Below are 15,915 nucleotides of genomic sequence, written 5' to 3' on the forward strand. Positions count from 1 at the left end.
GACGATCGCCCGGCCGAGCCGGGGTTGGGAGCCGAAGACTGCCGGCATGCTGCCGTTATGGACGGTCTTGCCTGGGATTCAGGCCGCGTGCTGGCGGGCGCTGCGCGGCGGCATGCCGGTCCAGCGCTTGAACGCACGACGGAATTCGCGTGGATCGCTGAAGCCGATCTCGAGGCCGATTTCCGCCACGCTCAGCGCACCGCCGTGCAACAGCTCCAGCGCCCGTTCGGCGCGGACACGGTCATGGATCTCGCGGAAAATCCGGCCGCCTTCGGCCAGCCGACGGCGCAGCGAACGTTCGCTCATATTGAGCATGCGTGCCACATCCGGCAGTCGCGGCTGCTGGCGCAGGTGGCTTCGCAGCAAGCGCTCGACCGAGCCGACGACTTCCTGTTGCATGCCGCCGACGTCGTGCTGTTGCATGCACAGAGCAAGTGCCTGCTGGGCGGTCAGCGGGTTGTGTGAGGGCAGTGGGTGCCCCAGCCATTGCGCGTCGAGCACGACGCGGTTGAGGCGCGCACCGAACACCAGTTCGCACTGGAAGTAATCGGCATAGGCCTCGACATACGCAGGCCTGGCGTAGGTCACCTCAAGCCGTGATGGCCGAAAGTCGCTGCCCACCAGTTGGCGCGCGATCGCCAGCGCGCTGGAGAACAACTCCTCGCACAGGAAGGGCAGCAGCGGCGGATCGTTGAAGCGTGGCCATGCTGCCAGCGCCACTTCACGCGGGCTGACGGCTTCGAAACTGACATCGAGCAGGCTGCCGCTGACCCGATGATGCGTGATGCCCACCTTCATGGCATCGCCGAACGTGGGCGAGGTCATCATGGCCAGGCCGAGCAGGCCGAAGCTGCCCAGTGTCTCGCCCTGACCTACCTCAAGCCCCAGTCCCGCCTTGCCCGTTGCCTGCAACGCGCGGCGTATCACCATTTGGGCCTGTCGATAGGACACGCGCAGGGTCGGGTCGTTCAGCTGGTCGCGACGCAGGCCTGAACCGGTGAACCAGGCATCGCAGGGAAGGCCGCGCGCAAGCGCTAGCTGGGTGAGATGGACGAGGATGTTCGACGGGGTTTCGGCCGCGGTATAGCGCGGGTCGGCGCCCGCTGGCGCACCCGTGGAGTCTTCAGTTGCATGACCGACCATGGCCGCAACGGACGTCATCTGTTCACCCCAACCCCCGACGCCGGATCAGCCCGACGCAGACCTGATCTATATCATGCGGAGCGACCCTACCGCTTTATGCAATGCACCAACAGCCGCATGCTGACAGGAGAACGGCCATGCAAACCTATGTCGTCCACGCATCGCATGCCGGCTTGCTGGCAGCCCTGGTCCTGGCCTCCGGCTGCGCGCCGGTGCAAACACCACCGGCGAACCAGCCTGCGGCGGAGGCGCCGCCGTTGCAGACCGCCGTGCTGTTGCCTGCCGCGCCGAAGCCGGGCTCGGCCCGCTACGAGGCCGACCGTCAGGTGTTTCGCGCCACCCGCAAGCTGGAAGGCACGCCACGCTGGGAACTGGCCCAACATGACGTGGACTACGCCACGCCGGTGCTGATGGATGACTTCAGCTGCGCCATGGGCGTGCCGTTGGATGCCCAGCGCCTGCCGCGCCTGACCGCCTTGGTCGATCTGACCAGCACGGCCGCCGACAAGTCGACGGGACCCGCCAAACAGGCCAACCAGCGACAGCGTCCGTTCCTGATTGATCAAGGAGCCGTGTGCCAGCCCACCGAACAGCTCGCGAAGAGTTTCGACTACCCATCCGGTCATGCCACCCGCGGCTGGGCGGTGGGCCTGGTGCTCGCCGAACTGGCGCCGGACCGTGCCTCCGACCTGCTGCTGCGTTCACGTGCGTTTGCCGACAGCCGCGTGGTCTGCGGCGCCCATAATCTGAGTGCGATTGAGGCGGGCGCGATGAACGGTGCCGCCGTGGTGGCGACCCTGCGAACGTCGCAGGCGTTCCAGGCGCAGCTATCCGCTGCGCGTGCGGAACTGGCCCCCTATCGCCAGGCAACCCCATCGAATGCCGGGCCGCAGTGCGCTGCCGAGAAAGCGTTGATTGAGCCGACGCCTTATTAAACGAAGCCCCGCAACGCCGCGTTCCTGTTGTAGGAGTGCACCCAGTGCGCGAAATCTACGAAGCCCTGTCCCTGTGACGCCCGTGATCGCGCACTGGGTGCGCTCTTACAAAGGCGCGCGTGTAGCGGTCTGCCAGAGTCCGATCCATCGATGCAGATCCGCCAGGCGCTTCGCCTCGTCATCGCGCATGTTCATGCCGATCGCGACACCGGCCACGTGGCCCGTGGGGTCCAGCAGCATAAGGGTGGGATACGTGTTGACGCCCAGCGTATCGATCAGGTCTTGCCCGTTATGCAGGATGGGCCATGCGAAGCTGCGATCGGTCGCGAACTGCCGCGCCGCATCCGCGTCCTCATAGGTAATGGCGACGAAGTTCATGTCACCGTGCTGGCGAGCGTAGGCATTGAGCGTCGGCACTTCGGCGACGCATGGCGCGCAGTCGGCGAAAAAGAAACTGATCAGCGTATAGCGACCCTGGTATGAGCCTAGTCGTTGCGTGCCACCCTGCAGTGCCGGCAGCTCGAACGGAGGAAATGCATCGCCGCGCTTGAACGCGAATCGACCGGGTTGTCCGGGTGTCTGGATGCGCAGCACGGCAGCGCCAGTCTGGCTGTCCTTGGTACTGCTGAAGGTCTTGCCATCGCCAAGCAGGCGGGCGAACGCGGTGTAGCCGACGGACACGCCAGCCTGATCGAGATAGCGCACCGAAGGTGATGCGCCGAGTTGCAGCGATGCGATCAGGCGCTGCTCATCGAGCATTTGCGCCGCATGAAGCGACGTAGTGAACAGCGCCGCCAGCAACATCCATCCGAGGAGTGGCGATGCACGTCGCACGGGAATCTCCGCTATCTGCCGTCGATGACGACAAGTGCGGGCCGGCGCATGCGCGCCGACCCGTCGTGCTGTCTTACTCGCCGATGGTCAGCAGCGATGCATTGCCGCCGGCCGCCGTGGTGTTGATGGTGAGCGTGCGCTCGCCGGCGAAGCGCAGCAGGTAATGCGGGCCGCCCGCCTTCGGGCCGGTGCCGGACAGGCCTTCGCCGCCGAACGGCTGCACGCCGACCACCGCACCGATCTGGTTGCGGTTGACGTAGCAGTTGCCCACGCGCGCGCGGCTCTGGATGTACTCGACGGTGTCATCAATGCGGCTGTGGATGCCGAGGGTAAGGCCGTAGCCGGTGGCGTTGATCTCATCGACTACCTTGGCCAGCTCGTCGCCCTTCCAGCGGATCACGTGCAGCACCGGACCGAAGATTTCGCGGGTGAGCGTGGCCAGCGAGGGAATCTCGTAGGCGCGCGGGGCGAAGAAGGTGCCGTTGCCGGTGGTGGCCGGGTCGAGCTTCACTTCGCCGATCTTCTTCGCTTCCTTGTCCATGCGCGCGGCGTGGTCGACCAGGATCTTCTTGGCGTCCTCGTCGATCACCGGACCCACGTCGGTGGACAGCTGGCCGGGGTCGCCGACCTTCAGCTCGCCCATGGCGCCGGCGAGCATCGCGCAAACCTTGTCGGCGATGTCTTCCTGCACGTACAGCACGCGCGCGGCCGAGCAACGCTGGCCGGCGGACTGGAACGCCGAAGCGACCACGTCCTTGACGATCTGCTCGGGCAGAGCCGAGGAGTCGGCGATCATCGCGTTCTGGCCACCGGTTTCGGCGACCAGCGCGGCGATCGGTGCATTGCGTGCGGCGAGGGCGCGGTTGATTGCCCAGGCGGTTTCGGTGGAGCCGGTGAAGGCCACGCCAGCCACGCGCGGATCGCGCGTGAGTGCGGCACCGACGGTGGCGCCGTCGCCCGGCAGGAACTGCAACACCTCGGCCGGCACGCCGGCATCCTGCAGTAGCTTCACGGCGACGTAGCCGATCAGGCTGGTCTGTTCGGCCGGCTTGGCAATGACCGCATTGCCGGCAGCCAGCGCAGCGCTGATCTGGCCCAGGAAGATCGCCAGCGGGAAGTTCCACGGGCTGATGCACACGAACACACCACGGCCGTTCAAGAACAGCTGGTTGCTCTCGCCGGTGGGGCCGGGCAGCTGTTCGGGATGGCCGAACAGGCGGCGTGCCATGGTGGCGTAATAACGCAGGAAGTCGGCCGCCTCGCGGATTTCGGCGATGGCGTCGGGCAGGCTCTTGCCGGCTTCGCGCACGCACAGCGCGATGAACTCGCCGCGACGCGCTTCCAATTGCTCGGCAGCATGCTCAAGGATGGCGGCGCGGCTCGCGGCCGGCAGGCGATCCCAGTTGTGCTGGGCGGCGACGGCATTGGCCAGCGCCTTTTCGACGGTGGCGCTGTCGGCGCTGACATAGCTGCCCACGACCTGGCGACGATCGGCCGGGTTGGTCACCTGCACGGTGGCGCCGCTGCTCTTGGCACCCGGGACCAGCGGCTCGGCGGTCCACGGACCGGTCTTGCTCTGGATCGCCTCGGCGAGGGCCTTCAGTTCGTTGTCGTTGGAGAAGTTGACGCCCATGGAATTCTTCCGAAGTTCACCGTAGAGATTCACCGGCAGCGGAATGCGCGGGTGGGGAATGGAGGCGAAGGCACGCACGGTCTCGCACGGATCGGCGACCAGTTCGCGCACCGGCAGACTCTCGTCGACCACGCGGTTCACGAAGCTGGTATTGGCGCCGTTTTCAAGCAGGCGGCGCACCAGGTAGGGCAGCAGGTCCTCATGCGTGCCGACCGGCGCGTAGACGCGGCATGGCACGTTGAGGTTGCCTTTGCCGATCACCTCGGCGTACAGGTCGGTGCCCATGCCGTGCAGGCGCTGGTATTCGTACGGACGACCCTGCGCCATGTGATGCACAGCAGCGATGGTGTGTGCGTTGTGTGTGGCGAACTGCGGGTAGATCAATGCCACGCCCGCGTCGAACAGCTTGCTTGCGCAGGCCAGGTAGGAGACGTCGGTGTTCGGCTTGCGCGTATAGACGGGATAGCCGGCCAGGCCGTTTTCCTGGGCGCGCTTGACCTCGGCGTCCCAGTAAGCGCCCTTGACCAGGCGCACGTACCAGCGACGACCGCTGGCACGCGCGGTTTCGATCAGCCAGTCGATCACGAACGGCGTGCGCTTCGCGTACGCCTGCACCACGATGCCGAGGCCATTCCAGCCTTGCAGCGAAGGATGCGCGAACACGTCACCGATGATGTCCAGCGACAGTTCCAGGCGCTCAGCCTCCTCGGCGTCGACCGACAGCGCAATGCCGTGCTTCATCGCCAACTGCGACAGCTCCAGCAGCTTGGCGCTGAGGTCGCGATGAGCAAGCTCGCGCTTGGCCACTTCGTAGCGCGGATGCAGGGCCGACAGCTTCACCGAGATCGACGGCGCGTCGGTGTGGTTGGCGAACGGTCCGCGCGAACCGATCGCGGCAATCGCGTTACGGTAGTCCTGCTGATAGCGCTCGGCGGTTTCGCTGGTGAGCGCCGACTCGCCGAGCATGTCGTAGGAATAGCGGTAGACCGCATATTCCTTCTGTGCGCAACGATCCAGCGCTTCGCCGATGGTGCGGCCCATGACGAACTGATGGCCCATGATGCGCATGGCCTGGCGTACCGCGAGGCGGATCGCCGGCTCGCCCGCGCGACCGACCAGGCGACGCAGCGCGCCGGTGAAGTCGTGGCGGGTTTCCTCCGACAAGGTCACCAGCTTGCCGGTGAGCATCAGGCCCCAGGTCGACACATTGACGAACAGCGACTCGCTCTGACCCAGATGCTTCTTCCAGTTCGCATCGCCCAGCTTGTCGCGGATCAGCTTGTCCGCGGTGGCCTTGTCGGGGATGCGCAGCAGGGCTTCGGCCACGCACATCAGCAGCACGCCTTCTTCCGACGACAGGTCGTACTGGCGCATGAAGGATTCGACGGCGCTCTGGTCCTTGGCGCGCAGGCGCACGCGGGACACCAGGTCGGCGGCCAGGTCGATCACTTTTTCGCGTTCCACCGGCGGCAAGGTCGCCTGCGCCAGCAGGTCGTTGACCGCTTCGGTCTCGTCACGCAGCCAGGCCGCGGTAATGCGGGCGCGGGCCGGTTCGACGCCAGTCGGAAGTTCGGGGCTGAGAATGGGCTGGGTCACAGAGGTGTAGCCAAAGGATGCGGGGTAGGGAATCGCGGGATTGTACGCGGGGGTGGCGGCGCACGCATCCGTACGGCGTGTTGCAGCGCACGACACGTTTTAATGGTCATGTGCTGCTGACACAGGCGCTCGACATCACATGGGGGCAGCCGGAAAGCGAGTCAATTGTCCAAGGCGGATCGAACGCACTGCGGCAAAAGCGCACAGGCGAGTGATTCGTCATGGACTTGGATGCCAGTCGCGGCGTAGGGACGTGCGCTGGGTCGCCGGTTACGGGTGCCCAGTGAGGGCGTTGCACCTTCGCTGCACCATGCGCAGCCTCGATCGCGCCGCAGGAAAGCGTGACTCAACAACACACTAGAGCCGTTCATGCGTGCTTCAAATCAAGTGGGTGCGTCATTCTTGCCCATCGAGGCCATCGCGGCCTATCATTCCTGCGTTCCAGGCACGCCGGATCCCCATGATCGTGCTTCGACCAGCAGCGGCCGGCTTGCCGTGCGCGACGATGTGGCTCAAGCCCAATCGCGCCCTGAGTCGCCGTGACTTGCGTCGTGTGATCGGGGTATTGGTGGCGCTGGCGTTGACGACGGCCGGGTTGGGCGCGTGGCAGGGGAATGTGTTTGCTCCGCTGTTCGCCTTGGTCGAGTCCTTTGCTGTGGCTTTCGCTTTAGGCGTGGCCTGGCGAGCCGGCGACCGCAGCGAGCGCATCACCCTCGACGAATCGTCGCTGGAGGTGCAATCCCTGCCAGGTCGGCGCAGTGCGCGTTTCCAGACTTACTGGGTGCGCGTGCAGCTGCACAGCGGCAAGGGGAGAGCTCGTCTATTGCTGACGTCGCATGGGCAGGAACTGGAAATCGGGGCCTTCCTCGCTGATGAGGAGCGCGCCGAACTGTCAAGGAAACTCAAGGTGTTGCTGGCCGCTATCAACGATCCGCAGCGCAGGTAGGTTCAACAAAGGTGCAAGACATGACATCTGGCGGCATCAGGCCTGGCAGTACCAAGCGAGTAGTCGCGGCATGCGCACTCATCGCCCTTGCAATGTTCGGCGGCGTGGCGATGGCCAATCCTCAGCCAGGACAGTTGAACATGACCCGTGGCTCGTCCACGTGGTCTCCCGTTCCGTACTTCCTCAATAACGTCGCGCTCGGTGTCTGCGTCGTCATCGGCATCCTCGTGTTCGGCGCGATGTTCATCGCCATGTTCCGCTTCCGCAAGTCGCGCGGTGCGGTGGCCGAGAAGTGGTCGCACAACACCACGCTTGAAATCATCTGGACCACGATCCCGGTGATCATCCTGATCGTGCTGGCCTATCTGGCCACCGGCGGCCTGCGCACGTTCTCCGACACCACCGGCTCGCTGATGACCGTGAAGGTCACCGGCTACCAGTGGAAGTGGCGCTACGACTACGTCGACTACCAGGGCAAGGCGATCGACAAGGTCGGCTTCATGTCCAAGCTGGACCGCGAGAGCGACGAGACCCGTCAGCTGAACTCGGGCCTCGACCCGAATGCGGTGAAGGTGGACGGCGTCAACACCTATCTCATTAATGTGGATGAGCCGCTGGTGGTGCCGGTCGGCGTCAAGATCCGCTTCGTGATCACCGCGGGTGACGTGATCCACTCCTGGTGGGTGCCGGCGCTGGGCTGGAAGATGGACGCCATCCCGGGCATCGTCAATGCGGCCTGGACCAACATCACCGAGCCGGGCGTGTACCGTGGCCAGTGCGCCGAGCTGTGCGGCCAGGATCATGGCTTCATGCCGATCGTGGTGAAGGCCTTGCCGAAGGAAGAGTTCGAGAAGTGGCTGGCTGACAAGGAAGCGCAGGCCAAGCAGCCGGCGCCGGCTGCCCCGGCAGCTGCCTCGACCGCGGCCACGCCGAGCACGGCGCAGATTGCACCCGACGCACCTGTTGCCCAGGGCCACCAGGGCTGATTCGTCAGCCCGCTTAACCGTTTCCGCATTTAGGTAGAGGTGCAAGGCCATGGCTCACGCAGCCACTCACGACCACCACGACGATCATCACGGCGCGCCGAAGAACTTCTTCGTCCGCTGGTGCATGTCCACGAACCACAAGGACATCGGCACCCTGTACCTGGTTTTCTCGCTGCTGATGTTCTTCATCGGCGGCAGCTTCGCCATGGTGATCCGCGCCGAACTGTTCAAGCCCGGCCTGCAGCTGGTGCAGCCGTACTTCTTCAATGAAATGACCACGATGCATGCGCTGGTCATGATCTTCGGCGCCGTCATGCCGGCCTTCGTGGGCCTGGGCAACTGGATGATTCCGTTGATGGTCGGTGCGCCGGACATGGCGTTGCCGCGCATGAACAACCTGTCGTTCTGGATCCTGCCGTTCGCCTTCGCGCTGCTGCTTTCCACGCTGTTCCTGCCGGGTGGTGGTCCCGCCGGTGGCTGGACCATGTACCCACCGCTGTCGCTGCAGGGCAGTTCGACCGCCTACGTGGTGTTCGCGGTGCACTTGATGGGTATCAGCTCGATCATGGGCGCGATCAACATCATCGCGACCATCCTCAACATGCGCGCGCCGGGCATGGACCTGCTCAAGATGCCGGTGTTCGTGTGGAGCTGGCTGATCACGGCGTTCCTGCTGATCGCAGTGATGCCGGTGCTGGCTGGTGCGGTGACCATGCTGCTCACCGACAAGTATTTCGGCACCAACTTCTTCAATGCCGCCGGTGGCGGTGATCCGATCCTGTTCCAGCACATCTTCTGGTTCTTCGGTCACCCCGAGGTCTACATCATGATCCTGCCGGCTTTTGGCCTGGTTTCAGAGATCATTCCGACCTTCGCGCGCAAGCCGATCTTTGGCTACAAGGCGATGGTGTTCGCGATTGCCTCGATCGCCTTCCTGTCGTTCATCGTGTGGGCGCACCACATGTTCGCCGTGGGTCTGCCGCTGGGCGGCGAGATCTTCTTCATGTACGCCACGATGCTGATCGCGGTACCGACGGGCGTGAAGGTGTTCAACTGGGTCAGCACCATGTGGGGCGGCTCGATGACCTTCGAGACACCGATGCTGTTCGCGATCGCGTTCGTGATCCTGTTCACCATCGGCGGCTTCTCCGGCCTGATGCTGGCGCTGGCGCCGGCCGACTTCCAGTATCACGACACCTACTTCGTGGTGGCGCACTTCCACTACGTGCTGGTGACCGGCGCGATCTTCGCCATCATCGCCGCGACGTACTACTGGCTGCCGAAATGGACCGGCCACATGTACTCGGAGATGTGGGGCAAGATCCATTTCTGGAACAGCGTGATCTGGGTGAACGTGTTGTTCTTCCCGCAGCACTTCCTGGGTCTGGCCGGCATGCCGCGCCGCATCCCTGACTACAACGTCGCCTTCGCCAACTTCAACATGATCAGCTCCATCGGCGGCTTCCTGTTCGGCGCCTCGCAGCTGATCTTCCTCGGCGTGATCATCCACGCGCTGTGGTTCTCCAAGAAGAAGGCCGCCGACCGTGTATGGGAAGGCGCCAAGGGTCTGGAATGGACCGTGCCGTCGCCAGCGCCGCATCACACCTTCGATGTGCCGCCGGTGATCCATGATCACGAGCTGGCTCACGGCCACGTCGAAGATTGATCCATGACTACCGCTCCGGTCTTGGCCGGGGCGGGTGGAAACGCATTAGATGAATCAGCTGTCGAACGATCTGATCAAGGAAGCGCGCCAGAAAGGCGTGCGACGCACGGCCCTGGTAGTCGGCGCCGTCGCCGTGGCGTTGTTCCTGCTATCGATCCTGCAAGGGCTGCATTACTCGTAACGCGTGACTGCAATCGTTATTCCTCCGTGGCGCCGGTGAGGCGTTCCGGGTTGAAGTTCCCCGCGCACTTCGGCGGGGGCGGAAGTAAACAAGAGAAATCCACGGGGTCTCACCATGGGTCATCAGCAAGACGCATATTTCGTACCGGCCAAGAGTTATTGGCCGATCGTGGCCGCAGTCGTCATGTTCGTCACCGTGTTCGGTGCCGCGCGCTGGCTGAACGCACCTCCGGGTGAGGCCGGCTTCGGCAAGACCATGCTGACGATTGGTTTCGTCGGCATCCTGCTGATGTTCTTCGGCTGGTTCCGCTCAGTGATCCGCGAATCGCTGGCCGGCAGCTACAACAGCCAGGTGGACCGTTCGTTCCGCATGGGCATGATGTGGTTCATCTTCTCCGAAGTGATGTTCTTCGGCGCTTTCTTCGGCGCACTGTTCTATGCCCGCATGTTCGCAGTGCCGTGGCTGGGCGGTGAAGGCCACGGCGTGCTGACCCATCAGTTCCTGTGGAACGACTACACGGCGGCGTGGGGCAGCAACACCGGTCCGGGTCATGTCGGCGGTGACTTCCAGACCGTGGCTCCGTGGGGCCTGCCACTGCTGAACACGCTGATCCTGCTTAGCTCCAGCGTTACGGTAACGATTGCGCACCATGCGCTGAAGGTCGGCCATCGCGGCAAGATCCTGCTGTTCCTCGGTCTCACCGTGCTGCTGGGCGCCACCTTCCTGTACTTCCAAGCGCACGAGTACATGGAAGCCTACCGGGAGCTCAACCTGACCCTGCATAGCGGTGTCTATGGTTCGACCTTCTTCATGCTCACCGGCTTCCACGGCATGCACGTGACGCTGGGCACGATCATGCTGGCGATCATCTGGCTGCGCGTGGCCAAGGGCCATTTCAGCAAGGACCACCATTTCGCCTTCGAGGCGGTGGCCTGGTACTGGCACTTCGTCGACGTGGTGTGGCTGGGCCTGTTCATGTTCGTCTACATTCTCTGAGGCGCCCAGGCGTCACGACAAAAAGCCCGCCGGAAGGCGGGCTTTTTTGTGGGAAACCGTGCCGACTCGGGGCCTCAAGTAGGAGCGCACCCAGTGCGCGATCACGGCGTCACCGCTACGTTGGCTCCCCCGCACTGCGTGCGCTCCTACATAAGAAAAGCGAAGGCCCGCCAAGGGCGGGCCTTCGTTCCAACACGGTGTCGCATGCAAAGCGCTGGCGGCACCGGGGCGTTACAATTACTGACCCACGCCGTGCGGGTGTATCCAGCCCATCCAGATGCCGAACACGACCATCAGGATGAGCAGCACCGACAGCCCGATACGGCGGGTCAACGCCCACACCGTGCGCTTGCTGCCGTCCTTGTCGGTCATCATGAAAAACAGGGCTTGACCGAGATTGAACAGCACCACCAACAGCAGGATCACCAGCGCATATTTGTAGATGGTTTCCACGTGATAGGTCCGAACGCTTTAGACATCCGCAGTATAGCGGCCGTATGCGGTGCCTCCGCGTGAAGTGGTTGCGCCGCCCCTCCTGGTTCGCGCTGCTGCTCACGGCGGCCGGCGCCTTGCTGTTCATACGCTTAGGCGTGTGGCAGCTGCATCGTGCGGACGAAAAGGACGAACTTCTGCGACGGTATGCCGCGGCGGATTCGGCACAGCCGCGCGATTTTGCCGCAGTGGCCTTGGTGCCGCCCGCCAACGCCTTTGCGCGGGTCCATGTGCAGGGCGAATACCTCGCCGATCGCGCCTACCTGCTCGACAATCCGAAGCATGACCAGCGCGGCGGCGTGGAAGTCTATGCGCCTTTCCGTCCGCATGATGGCGAGCGCGTGCTGCTGGTGGACCTGGGCTTTCTGCCCGGCAACGGTACGGATCAGGCGACGCAGTTGCCGCCGCTGCCCTTGGGCGAGCAAACCCTGCAGGGCCTGTACCTGCCGCCCCCGGGCGTCGGCTTCGAGATGGGCGGCGATGCGCTGGCGCGCCAGTCGCACTGGCCCAAGACCACGATCTACCTCAACCTGTCACAGGTATCGACCGATCTGGGCACGCAGCTATACCCGCAGGTGCTGGCGCTGGACGCGGACCCTGCTGCGATCTTCGTGCGCGAACATCTGCTCGATTTCTCCTCGATGCCGCCTGCCCGGCATCGTGCCTATGCTTTTCAATGGTTCACCTTTGCCGTGGCGGCCGTGGTGATCCTGCTGGTGCTGCATCGCCGCCGCCCCACGACACCGTCGGACAAGTCATGAATACGCCAGATCCCGTTGCCCTACGCGCGAGTCGCCTCAAGCTTCTACTGATCATGTTGGTGTTCGCCGCGCCCATGCTGGCTGCTGGCGTGCTCACCGTGATTGGATGGCAGCCGAGCGGCAAGGCCAACGGTCAGCCGATCGAGCCGCAGCGCAACTTCGCCACCGAGCAGCTGCAGGTGACGCTGGCCAACGGCCAGTCGTGGGCATGGCGCGCCGAGGAACCGCAATTGACCCTGGTCGCCCTTGCGGGGCCGGACTGCGCCGCGCAGTGCCTGGACGTGCTGACCAAGATGGCCGCTGCGCGCATTACGCTCAACCAGAACGCACCGCGCCTGCGCCTGCTCTATGTGGGTAAGCCCCCGGCCGATGCGTCCAGCAGCGGCATGAGCAGCTATTGGCAGCTGGGCCAGGACAGCAAGGACCGGTTGGCACCGTTCCGCCCCGGCAGGCCCGACAGCGTGGCCGCGTTGCTGGTGGAGTCCGATGGCACGGCGTTGTCGCTCTATCCTGCTGGCTTCGATCCCTCCGGATTGCGCAAGGATCTGCAGAAGGTCATCCGCTGATGGCGTCCCGTTCCCTGAGAATCCTGCGCGGCCTGGCCCTGCTGGCTGCCGTGTTCGCGTTTGGCGTGGTGATGTTTGGTGCATTCGTGCGCTTGTCCAATGCCGGCTTGTCGTGTCCCGACTGGCCAACCTGCTATGGCAAGGCGAGTTGGCCGGAACACGCGCACGAGATCGTGCAGGCCAATGCAGCGTTCCCGGATCGCCCGTTCGAAACGAACAAGGCCTGGCGCGAGCAGGTGCATCGCTTCCTCGCCGGCACGCTGGGCAGCCTGGTCTTCGCGCTGGCCCTGATCGCCAGTTGGCGTCGACCGTGGGCGCGTTATGCGGTGATCCTCGGTGCGATCTTCGCCGCCGCAGGTGTCACGTTGTATATGCGCGGCGAGCATCACTGGTCGTTGGTGTTGTCGTGTTTCGCCATCGGCTTGCCGCTGCTTGCGGCGATCGGCTTGCATCGACCTGGTGCATGGCGCATCAGCGTGCTCGCGCTCGCCGTGGTCATCTTCCAGGCCATGCTCGGTATGTGGACGGTGACCTTGCTGCTGAAGCCGATCGTGGTGATGGGCCACCTCATGGGCGGCATCACCACGTTCGCGCTCCTGGCTTATGCGGCGCTGCGCTTCGCCGGCGTGGGTGTCAACGACGAACGCTATGCCGGCCTGCGCAAGGCGGTGGTGCTGGGCATCGTGCTGTTGCTGGCGCAGATCGCACTGGGTGGCTGGACGTCCTCGAACTACGCCGCGCTGGCTTGCGGCACGGACTTCCCCAAGTGCCTGGGCCAGTGGGCACCGCCGACCGATTTTCGTGAAGGCTTCGTGTTGTGGCGTGGCATTGGCGTGAACTACGAGGGCGGCGTGCTCGATATGGCAGCGCGCAGCGCGATCCAGATCGCGCACCGTATCGGCGCCCTCGTGGTGTTCTGCTACCTCGCCTGGCTGTCGCATCGCACGTCGCGCCGGGGTCTGCGCGGGCAGGGACTGGCCATTGCCGTGGTGCTGGTCACCCAGGTCTTGCTCGGCATCAGCAACGTGCATTTTGGTCTGCCGTTGCCGGTGGCCACGCTGCACAATGGTGTTGCGGCGCTGTTGTTGTTCACCTTGCTCGCCACGCTGGCGCGCACGCAGCGTCGTCATGACGACGCCCTGACTTTCTCCTTCGGACATCACTGACGATGAGCAGCCGTTTCCACGAGTATCTGGAACTGACCAAGCCGCGCGTCGTCGCGCTGCTGGTGTTCTGTGCTGTCATCGGCATGTTCCTGGCCGTACCCGGCATTCCGCCGTGGCGCGCACTGGTGTTCGGTACCTTGGGTATCTGGATGGCATCCGGTTCGGCCGCCGCATTCAATCACCTGATCGACCAGCGCATCGACAAGCTGATGGCGCGCACCGCGCATCGTCCGCTGGCCACCGGCCATCTCACGCCGCGCCAGGTGCTGAGCTTTGCGCTGGCGCTCGGCGTGGTGTCGATGTTGATCCTGGTGTTCCTGGTCAATCCGCTTACCGCCCTGCTGACCTTCGGTGGCTTGATCGGATACGCCGTCATCTATACCGCGTATCTGAAGCGCGCCACGCCGCAGAACATCGTGATCGGCGGTCTCGCCGGCGCGATTCCACCGGTGCTGGGCTGGACGGCGGTGACCGGTGCGTTGCATCCGTTCGCGCTGCAGCTGTGCCTGATCATCTTCGTGTGGACGCCGCCGCATTTCTGGGCGCTGGCGATCTTCCGTCGTGACGATTACTCGCGTGCCCAGGTGCCGATGCTGCCGGTTACCCATGGCGTGGTCTTCACGCGCTGGCATGTGCTGTTCTACACGATCCTGTTGGTGCTGGTGACACTGTTGCCGGCGCTGACGGGTTATAGCGGCCTGGTCTACCTGGGTGGCGCCGTGGTGCTGGGCGCGGGCTTTCTTTATTACGCCGTGCGTCTGTTGAATCCGCCGGACGAGTTTTTCGCGATGAAGGTGTTCAACTATTCCATCGTGTACCTGATGGCGCTGTTCGCTTTCCTGCTGGTGGATCATTGGGTGATGGAGCCGTTGCTGCAGCAGGGGATGGTGTTGCAGAAGGCGGCTTAGCCTACTGGCGGTCGCTGACTGTTGGCGCGCTGTGGCTCCTTCTCCCCAGCGGGGAGAAGGCTGGGATGAGGGGGCAGGTGCTCGCGACAACGCGACAACTAAGCGTGGCCGCCAGCTTGCCGCTTACGCAGCGGGCGTTTCGACTGCCTGCCGGCAGCCGAGTCACTTTTCTTTTGCTGGCCCAAAAGAAAAGTAACCCAAAGAAAATGGCCTGAAGAGCTCATAGCATTACGTTGGATACGAGCCTGACGGGTGTGGCCAGCCAGATAGGTGGCGGCCCACGGCCGACACACAGCGGCTACACCGCAACGCGCCGAGGCGGAGAGGGCTTAAAGCGTGGGATTGCTGCCATGTCGCAACTGAGCTGGCGACATGGCTCGGTTGTAGCGTGATCGCGAGCACCCGCCCCTCATCCCGGCCTTCTCCCCGGAGGGGAGAAGGAGTAGAGCGGCAAACCTGCGAAATCCCCCATCAACGCAGCCCCACCATGCACACCCGCTTCAAGCGCAGCAACTTTCGTTCCTAATCGCGCTGTCATCGGGTTGACACTTCCGCACCGCAGCAAGACAATACGCGAGCCCCTGGCGCCTAGCGCCCTGTGGGCCTCTGTCCTACCAAACAAAGGCATATGGACGTTTACCCTAGTCGCAACGTCGACATCCGCGAGCATCGGGTGCCGGCATTGCATAACAAGTTGATTGCCTGCGGCGACCGCCTGCGGTCGGCTGGTGCTTTCCTAGACTAGGGAAGTCCGGCCCACCTCTGATGGCGCCGTTGGCGCCGTTACGAGGAGATGGGCCCATGAAGCTCCTTCGCGATTTCTTTCGTCTGCGCACCGCGGGACGCCAGTTGCTGGCCGGCCGCCGTGCGGAATCCCGCCGTTCCTGGACGATCACCGTCCCCGCGCCGCTGCATGACGCAGCGGCTCCGGCCGTCATCGATATGCATTGGAAAGCCGATGCTTCCCGCGGTCGCCCCGTCGCCCGTTGGCACGAACATGTCCCGCCGCAAGCGCAGCGTCATCTTCAGCTGGTATCCAGTCACTGATGAAGCCGTCGTCGGCTCGCATCGAAGTCCTGCGCAAGGGCTGGCCTCCACCAGCCCCG

The 15,915-nt window shown here is 64.1% G+C and carries 15 protein-coding genes; 11 read left to right on the forward strand and 4 right to left on the reverse strand.

Going from position 1 to position 15,915, the window contains the following annotated elements; genetic code table 11:
- Positions 1-78: 78 nt before the first annotated feature.
- Positions 79-1,161 carry an AraC family transcriptional regulator gene (locus OUZ30_RS02200; RefSeq protein WP_266180533.1) on the reverse strand — a complete coding sequence of 361 codons (1,083 nt, stop codon included), beginning with the start codon at positions 1,159-1,161 and terminating at the stop codon, positions 79-81.
- Between the two features lie 119 nt (positions 1,162-1,280).
- On the opposite strand from OUZ30_RS02200, the gene OUZ30_RS02205 reads away from it, so the two are divergent.
- On the forward strand, positions 1,281-2,078 hold the full coding sequence (locus OUZ30_RS02205; protein WP_266180534.1) for an acid phosphatase: 798 nt from the start codon (positions 1,281-1,283) through the stop codon (positions 2,076-2,078).
- Positions 2,079-2,183: 105 nt separating this feature from the next.
- On the opposite strand, the gene OUZ30_RS02210 is transcribed toward OUZ30_RS02205, so the two are convergent.
- Both OUZ30_RS02210 and putA read right to left on the reverse strand, forming a co-directional pair.
- Positions 2,184-2,912: a TlpA family protein disulfide reductase gene (locus tag OUZ30_RS02210; protein ID WP_266180535.1), complete on the reverse strand. Its 729-nt coding sequence runs from the start codon at positions 2,910-2,912 to the stop codon at positions 2,184-2,186.
- A 73-nt stretch (positions 2,913-2,985) separates the two neighbouring features.
- On the reverse strand, positions 2,986-6,141 hold the full coding sequence (gene putA, locus OUZ30_RS02215; protein ID WP_266180536.1) for a bifunctional proline dehydrogenase/L-glutamate gamma-semialdehyde dehydrogenase PutA: 3,156 nt from the start codon (positions 6,139-6,141) through the stop codon (positions 2,986-2,988).
- 505 nt (positions 6,142-6,646) lie between these two features.
- Between putA and OUZ30_RS02220 the strand changes: the two genes are divergently transcribed.
- From OUZ30_RS02220 to OUZ30_RS02240, 5 genes are all read left to right on the forward strand, one after another.
- Positions 6,647-7,087 carry a DUF2244 domain-containing protein gene (locus tag OUZ30_RS02220; protein ID WP_266183077.1) on the forward strand — a complete coding sequence of 147 codons (441 nt, stop codon included), beginning with the start codon at positions 6,647-6,649 and terminating at the stop codon, positions 7,085-7,087.
- A 20-nt stretch (positions 7,088-7,107) separates the two neighbouring features.
- The gene (gene coxB, locus OUZ30_RS02225; RefSeq protein ID WP_266180537.1) at positions 7,108-8,073 is read left to right on the forward strand and encodes a cytochrome c oxidase subunit II; all 966 of its coding nucleotides are present in this window, start codon (positions 7,108-7,110) and stop codon (positions 8,071-8,073) included.
- Between the two features lie 49 nt (positions 8,074-8,122).
- The gene (ctaD, locus tag OUZ30_RS02230; RefSeq protein ID WP_266180538.1) at positions 8,123-9,739 is read left to right on the forward strand and encodes a cytochrome c oxidase subunit I; all 1,617 of its coding nucleotides are present in this window, start codon (positions 8,123-8,125) and stop codon (positions 9,737-9,739) included.
- A 49-nt stretch (positions 9,740-9,788) separates the two neighbouring features.
- Positions 9,789-9,920, forward strand: coding sequence for a hypothetical protein (locus OUZ30_RS02235; protein ID WP_266180539.1), 132 nt, complete (start codon positions 9,789-9,791; stop codon positions 9,918-9,920).
- Positions 9,921-10,034: 114 nt separating this feature from the next.
- Complete coding sequence (locus OUZ30_RS02240; protein WP_266180540.1) at positions 10,035-10,916, forward strand: cytochrome c oxidase subunit 3; 882 nt, start codon at positions 10,035-10,037, stop codon at positions 10,914-10,916.
- A 237-nt stretch (positions 10,917-11,153) separates the two neighbouring features.
- On the opposite strand, the gene OUZ30_RS02245 is transcribed toward OUZ30_RS02240, so the two are convergent.
- Complete coding sequence (locus OUZ30_RS02245; RefSeq protein ID WP_266151663.1) at positions 11,154-11,369, reverse strand: twin transmembrane helix small protein; 216 nt, start codon at positions 11,367-11,369, stop codon at positions 11,154-11,156.
- A gap of 59 nt (positions 11,370-11,428) precedes the next feature.
- Between OUZ30_RS02245 and OUZ30_RS02250 the strand changes: the two genes are divergently transcribed.
- The 5 genes from OUZ30_RS02250 to OUZ30_RS02270 all read left to right on the forward strand — a co-directional run bounded on the left by OUZ30_RS02250 (position 11,429) and on the right by OUZ30_RS02270 (position 15,856).
- A complete protein-coding gene (locus OUZ30_RS02250) occupies positions 11,429-12,169 on the forward strand; it encodes an SURF1 family protein (RefSeq protein WP_266180541.1) in 741 nt (246 codons plus the stop codon).
- On the forward strand, positions 12,166-12,735 hold the full coding sequence (locus OUZ30_RS02255; RefSeq protein ID WP_266180542.1) for a hypothetical protein: 570 nt from the start codon (positions 12,166-12,168) through the stop codon (positions 12,733-12,735). Before OUZ30_RS02250 ends, OUZ30_RS02255 begins: the two co-directional genes overlap by 4 nt.
- Positions 12,735-13,901 (forward strand): COX15/CtaA family protein, encoded by a 1,167-nt coding sequence (locus tag OUZ30_RS02260; protein WP_266180543.1) that lies wholly within the window; start codon positions 12,735-12,737, stop codon positions 13,899-13,901. The genes OUZ30_RS02255 and OUZ30_RS02260 overlap by 1 nt, the downstream gene beginning before the upstream one ends.
- 2 nt (positions 13,902-13,903) lie before the next feature.
- Complete coding sequence (gene cyoE, locus OUZ30_RS02265) at positions 13,904-14,809, forward strand: heme o synthase (RefSeq protein ID WP_266180544.1); 906 nt, start codon at positions 13,904-13,906, stop codon at positions 14,807-14,809.
- An 801-nt stretch (positions 14,810-15,610) separates the two neighbouring features.
- Positions 15,611-15,856: a hypothetical protein gene (locus OUZ30_RS02270; protein WP_266180546.1), complete on the forward strand. Its 246-nt coding sequence runs from the start codon at positions 15,611-15,613 to the stop codon at positions 15,854-15,856.
- Positions 15,857-15,915: the final 59 nt, after the last annotated feature.

The sequence above is a fragment of the Dyella humicola genome (genome assembly GCF_026283945.1).
GTDB classification, from domain to species: domain Bacteria; phylum Pseudomonadota; class Gammaproteobacteria; order Xanthomonadales; family Rhodanobacteraceae; genus Dyella; species Dyella humicola.